Genomic DNA, 6,268 nt, shown 5'->3' with positions numbered 1-6,268 from the left:
AACGTTTCGGCCTTCGTGCTCGGCGGGCACGGGGACACGATGGTTCCCCTGCCGCGCTATTCGACATGCGGCGGCATTCCGATCACTGAATTGCTGCCGAAAGAGGTGGTTGATCAGATCGTCACGCGCACGGCCAATGGCGGCGCCGAGATCGTCAGCCTGCTCAAGACCGGATCTGCCTACTATGCGCCTTCGTCCGCGGCGGTTGAAATGGTCGAAGCGATTCTGAAGGACAAGAAGAAGATCCTGCCCTGCGCCGCCTACCTCAACGGCCACTACGGCGTGCGGGGGCTGTACGTCGGCGTTCCGGTAAAGCTCGGGCGCCGCGGCGTCGAGCAGGTCGTCGAGATCAAGCTGACCCCAGAAGAGCAAACGGCATTTCAGCAGTCGGCGGCCGCCGTGCGCGAGCTGGTCGACAAGCTGAAGCTGTAACAGGAGATCAGGTCATGGCGAAGGACATTCCCGACGGCTACCACGCGGTCACGCCGGCCATCACGGTCCGGGACGGCGCGCAGGTGATCGATTTCTACAAGCGGGCCTTCGGGGCGAAAGAGCTGATGCGGATACCCGGCCCCGACGGCAAGAGCATCATGCACGCCGAGGTGAAGATCGGCGACTCCATCGTGATGCTGAGCGACGAGCAGCCGGGTATGGGATGCCGGGCGCCGGCCTCGGTGGGTGGGCCCACCGGCTACCTCTATATATACGTTCCCGACGCGGATGCCACCTTCAAGCAGGCGGTCGGGGCCGGGGCCAAGGTGGTCATGCCCCTCACGGACATGTTCTGGGGCGACCGCTTCGGCCAGGTGGAGGACCCCTCCGGCCACCGCTGGGGCCTCGCCACTCACAAGGAAGACGTCAGCCCCGAAGAGATGGGGAAGCGGCAGCGGGAGTTCTTCGCCCAAATGGGCCAGCAGAAGAAGTAGGGCCATGCGCGAGATCCACGTCAGCGCCATCGCTGACGCCGTCAAGAAGCTCTGCATAGAGGCCAACTGCGACCTGGAGCCGGACATGCTCCGGGCCTTCGACCGGGCGCTCCGGACGGAGCGTTCGCCGGCGGGCCAGCAGGTGCTCCAGATCCTGAAGGACAACGCCCAGCTGGCGCAGACCAAGCGCATCCCGTACTGCCAGGACACCGGCTTCGTCGTGTGCTTCGTCGAGCTGGGCCAGGACGTCCACGTGACGGGCGGCGGACTGTACGACGCCATCAACGCGGGCGTGAGCCAGGGCTACCGGGAGGGCTTCCTGCGCGCCTCGATCGTCCGGTCGCCCTTCGACCGCGTCAACACGGGCGACAATACGCCGGCGGTCATCCACACGGACGTGGCGCCGGGCGCGACGCTGAAGATCATGCTCATGGCCAAGGGTGGCGGCTGCGAGAACCGCTCGAAGTACAAGATGCTCACGCCCGCCGAGGGTCTGGAGGGCGTCAAGGAGTGGATCATCGAATGCGTGCGGACGGCCGGGCCCGACGCCTGTCCGCCGCTGATCCTCGGCGTCGGCGTGGGGGGCACGTTCGAAACGGCCGCGATCTTGTCGAAGAAGGCCCTGCTTCGCGAGCTCGGCAGCCCCAATCCCGATCCGGGCCTCGACGTTCTCGAAAGAGAGTTGCTGGACCGCGCCAACCGGCTGGGCATCGGGCCCCAGGGCTACGGCGGCGACACCACCGCGTTCGGCATCCACATCCTGACCTATCCCTGTCACATCACCTCGCTCCCGGTGGCCGTGACCATTGAATGCCACGCGCATAGACATAAAGAAGTGACGCTGTGATGCTGACGGGGGCGTCTGAGCGCGTGCGCCTCGAGCGGGTGGCGGGAGAGCGGCTCCCATCCGCCAGCAGCCCGTGGCACCGCGCGCGCGAGCTCAGATGGGATCGAGGCCTGAAATGCGCGCACCGGTTTGCCCCGCCCGCAACGCCAGCCCCCAGCAACGATGCCGGATGGGGGCCGCGACCCGGCCAGGACCCGCTCGGCGGCGCACGATGATCAGGACCGCGCCCGACGGGATCAAGGAGGTAAGCCCCCCGCTGAGCGACGCCGACATCGAGGCGCTCAAGGCGGGCGACCGGGTGCGGATCACCGGCGTCCTCTACACCGCGCGAGATGCCGCCCACGGCCGGCTGTTCCCGCTGATCGAGAAGGGTCAGCCGCTGCCGATCGACGTCAGGGGCCAGATCATCTACTACACGGGTCCGTCGCCGGCCCGCCCGGGTGACGTCGTGGGCTCCATCGGCCCCACGACGGGCGGCCGGATGGACACGTTCACGCCCGCGCTCCACAAACTGGGGCTCAAGGCGACGATCGGCAAGGGCGGGCGCTCCCAGGCGGTGAAGGACGCCCTCCGGCAGTACAAGGCCGTCTACTTCGGGGCCATCGGCGGCGCTGGCGCCGTGCTCTCGCAATTCGTCAAGAAGCTTTCAATAGTCGCCTACGAAGATCTCGGTACTGAAGCTATTCGTCGTCTCGAAGTCGAAGACTTCCCCGTGATCGTGGTCAACGACTGCTGGGGCGGCGACCTCTATCAGGACGGGATGAAGGCGTACGCGCGAGAGGGCCCATGAGTCGCGTGTTGAGTGAGCGGCGGCCCCCGATCGCCGCGGCCCATCTGAGGACCGACGCGTGGTGGGCGCTGCCGCTGGCGGTGGCAGTGGTGCTGGGATCCTTCGTGGTCTACTCGACGTGGGCGGCGCTGCAGAACGCCCATTACTATATCGCGCCCTACCTGTCGCCGTTCTATTCCCCCTGCATTTCGAAATCTTGCCTGCACTCAACGTTCGGTGTTGGACTCCCGGATTTTTCGTTCCCCGTCGTCGGCGTGCTCTCGCCGGCGTTCCTGATCCTGTGGGGCCCAGGCCTCTTCCGGCTGACCTGCTACTACTACCGAAAGGCCTACTACCGCTCCTTCTGGCTGGCGCCGGTGGCCTGCGCCGTACGCGACGTCAAGCCCGGCTACACCGGTGAGACGCGCTTTCCGCTCTTCCTTCAGAACTTCCACCGTTACGTGTGGTACGTCGCCGTCTTCTTCATCGTGATGCTGACCTGGGACGCGATCCTGGCGTTCCGGTTCCCCGACGGCTTCGGCATCGGGGTGGGCACGCTGGTGATGTGGGTCAACGTCATCCTCCTGGCCGGCTACACCTTCTCGTGCCACTCGTGCCGCCACGTATGCGGCGGATACGTGGACGTCTTCTCGAAGGCGGAGACCCGCTACCGCGCCTGGCGTTTCCTGACGCGGCTCAACGAGCGCCACCCGACCTACGCGTGGCTCTCGCTGTTCAGCGTGGGCTTGGCCGACCTGTACATCCGGCTGGTGTCCATGGGCGTGATCCGCGACCTGAGGATCCTGTGATGCGACGCCGACTGGCTTCGCCCCGCTTCGTTCTCGGTCCGGTCGGTTCCACTTCGAGTTCAGGGCTCGCCTCGGACGCGTGGGGCTCTGTGGATCCGCTCGCCTCGGGCGCAGGGGCCCCAGCCCCTGGCCGCCCTGCGGCTCGCCCAGCGCCCCGGCCGTCCTGCGGCTCGCACTGCGGGGCCTCGCGGTGCTCGCCATTCGGCATCGCAGGGGGCGCCCGGGAATCACCTGAGGGTCCTGTGATGCGACGCCGACTGGCCTCGCCCCGGCCCGCGAATCACCTGAGGATCATCTGATGGCGAAGGTCGAGTACGAAACCCACGAGCACGACGTCATCGTCATCGGCGCGGGGGGCGCGGGACTGCGCGCGGCGATCGAGGCCGCGGCCCAGGGCGTGTCGGTCGGGCTCATCTGCAAGTCGCTCCTGGGCAAGGCCCACACCGTGATGGCGGAGGGCGGCATTGCCGCCGCGCTCGGCAACGTGTGGCCGGAGGACAACTGGCAGGTGCACTTCCGCGACACCATGCGCGGCGGCAAGATGTTGAACAACTGGCGGATGGCTCAGCTCCACGCCCAGGAAGCGCCCGAGCGCGTGCTGGAGCTCGAGCGCTGGGGCGCGCTGTTCGATCGCACCAAGGAGGGGCTCATCCTCCAGCGGGACTTCGGCGGCCATCGCTACGCGCGCCTGGCCCACGTAGGTGACCGCACTGGGCTGGAGATGATCCGCACGCTCCAGTACCACGCCATCCACCAGGGCATCGACGTCTACATGGAGTGCAAGATCGAGCGCCTCCTGAGGGACGGCCAGCGCATCTCCGGCGCCTTCGGCTACTGGCGGAACACCGGCAAGTTCGTCCTCTTCAAGGCCAAGGCGGTGGTGCTGGCCACCGGCGGCATCGGCAAGATCTACGCGATCACCTCCAACTCCTGGGAGTACACGGGCGACGGACACGCGGCGGCGCTGTGGGCCGGGGCCGACCTCATCGACATGGAGTTCGTCCAGTTCCACCCGACCGGGATGGTATGGCCGCCCTCGGTGCGCGGCATCCTGGTCACCGAGGGCGTGCGCGGCGACGGCGGCACGCTCCGGAACAACAAGGGCGAGCGCTTCATGTTCCGCTACATCCCCGAGTTCTTCAAGGCGGAGACCGCGGACGACGAGGCGGAGGCCGACCGCTGGTACGAGGACAAGCGGAACAACCGCCGGACGCCCGATCTCCTGCCGCGCGACGAGGTGGCCCGCGCGATCAACGCCGAGGTCAAGGCGGGTCGGGGGGGCCCCCACGGCGGCGTCTTCCTGGACGTCAGCAGCCGGCGGCCCGCCGACTACATCAAGAAGCGCCTGCCGTCGATGTACCACCAGTTCAAGGAGCTCGCGGACATCGACATCACGAAGGAGCCGATGGAGATCGGTCCGACCTGCCACTATTTCATGGGCGGGATACGCGTCGATGCCGACACGACGGCGTCGACCGTCGCGGGCCTCTTCGCGGCGGGCGAGTGCGCCGCGGGCATGCACGGCGCGAACCGCCTCGGCGGGAACTCGCTCTCGGACCTCGTCGTCTTCGGTCGGCGCGCCGGCATGTACGCGGCGCAGCACGCGGCGTCGGCGCGGGCGCCCGGAGCCGTGGACACGAGCGAGCTCGAGGCGACGGCGAAGACCATGCTCGCGCCGTTCGACCGCGCCGAAGGCGACGACCCGTACGCGATCCAGAACGACCTGCAGGGCACGATGCAGGACCTCGTCGGCCTCATCCGCACGCAGAGCGAGCTCGACGAGGCGCTCCGCCGGATCGCCGGGTACCGCGGGCGTCTCGACCGCGTCGGCGTGCGCGGCGGCGTCCGCTACAACCCCGGCTGGAACCTCACGCTCGATCTCGCGTCGCTCCTCACGGTCTCCGAGATCTGCGCCCGTGCGGCGTCGCTGCGGACGGAGAGCCGCGGCGGGCACACGCGGGAGGACTTCCCGAAGACCGATCCGGAGTGGGGGAGGAAGAACGTCGTTATCCGCAGACACGGCGACCAGCTGCAGGTCACGACCGAGCCGCTCCCCGAGCTGCCGGAGGATCTGCGCGCCATCGTCGGCGAGCAGCCCAAGCCCGCCGAGCATCAGGGGGCGATGGAGTCGACGCAGCCTGCGGGGATGGGGGCAGCGAAGCGATGACGGTCGCCGAGGGATCGAAGGAGGTCACGTTCCGCGTCTGGCGCGGGGAGGAGCGCGGCTCGGGCGGGTTCGTCGACCACCGGATCCCGATCGACCCGGGGATGGTGGTGCTCGACGCGCTGTTCCGCATCCAGGCGACGCAGGCGCCGGACCTCGCGGTGCGCTGGAACTGCAAGGCCGGGAAGTGCGGGTCGTGCAGCGCGGAGATCAATGGGGACCCGCACCTCATGTGCATGACGCGCCTGTCGAGCCTGCCGACCGACGAGCCCGTCACCGTCGCGCCCATGGCCACCTTCCCGCTCGTCCGCGACCTGGTCACGGACGTCTCCTTCAACTACGAGAAGGCGAAGACCATCCCGGCGTTCAAGCCGGCGCCTCCGGGCGCCGACGGCACGCGCCGCATGTACCAGGAGGAGGTCGAGCGCGTCCAGGAGTTCCACAAGTGCATCGAGTGCTTCCTGTGCCAGAACGTCTGCCACGTCATCCGCGACCACGACGAGAACAAGGAGGCGTTCTCCGGGCCGCGCTTCTTCGTGCGCCTCGCCGCGCTCGAGATGCACCCCTTGGACACCAACGAGCGGATCGACCTGATCCGCGCCACGCACGGCCTCGGCTTCTGCAACATCACGAAGTGCTGCACCGAGGTCTGTCCCGAGGACATCCACATCACCGACAACGCGATCATCCCGCTCAAGGAGCGCGCGGTGACGGAGTTCTACGATCCGCTCGCATGGGTCAAGCGCAGGATCT

General features: G+C 67.9%; 7 protein-coding genes. All 7 read left to right on the top strand.

Annotated elements, in window-relative coordinates; all coding sequences use genetic code 11:
- Positions 1 to 432: malate dehydrogenase (locus VGV13_08245; GenBank protein ID HEV8641073.1), on the top strand; the 432-nt coding region annotated here is incomplete at its 5' end.
- Between the two features lie 14 nt (positions 433 to 446).
- Positions 447 to 926: a VOC family protein gene (locus VGV13_08240; GenBank protein HEV8641072.1), complete on the top strand. Its 480-nt coding sequence runs from the start codon at positions 447 to 449 to the stop codon at positions 924 to 926.
- Positions 927 to 930: 4 nt separating this feature from the next.
- The gene (locus tag VGV13_08235) at positions 931 to 1,773 is read left to right on the top strand and encodes a fumarate hydratase (GenBank protein HEV8641071.1); all 843 of its coding nucleotides are present in this window, start codon (positions 931 to 933) and stop codon (positions 1,771 to 1,773) included.
- Positions 1,774 to 1,984: 211 nt separating this feature from the next.
- On the top strand, positions 1,985 to 2,563 hold the full coding sequence (locus tag VGV13_08230) for a Fe-S-containing hydro-lyase (GenBank protein ID HEV8641070.1): 579 nt from the start codon (positions 1,985 to 1,987) through the stop codon (positions 2,561 to 2,563).
- Positions 2,564 to 2,568: 5 nt separating this feature from the next.
- Positions 2,569 to 3,351, top strand: coding sequence for a hypothetical protein (locus VGV13_08225; protein HEV8641069.1), 783 nt, complete (start codon positions 2,569 to 2,571; stop codon positions 3,349 to 3,351).
- Between the two features lie 298 nt (positions 3,352 to 3,649).
- The gene (locus VGV13_08220) at positions 3,650 to 5,518 is read left to right on the top strand and encodes a fumarate reductase/succinate dehydrogenase flavoprotein subunit (GenBank protein ID HEV8641068.1); all 1,869 of its coding nucleotides are present in this window, start codon (positions 3,650 to 3,652) and stop codon (positions 5,516 to 5,518) included.
- A partial coding sequence (locus tag VGV13_08215) for a succinate dehydrogenase/fumarate reductase iron-sulfur subunit (protein HEV8641067.1) occupies positions 5,515 to 6,268 on the top strand: 754 nt, incomplete at its 3' end. The genes VGV13_08220 and VGV13_08215, both read left to right, overlap by 4 nt.

It is taken from the genome of Candidatus Methylomirabilota bacterium, assembly GCA_036001065.1.
Lineage (GTDB): Bacteria > Methylomirabilota > Methylomirabilia > Rokubacteriales > CSP1-6 > MNEF01.
This window is presented reverse-complemented; position numbering and strand designations above follow the sequence as displayed.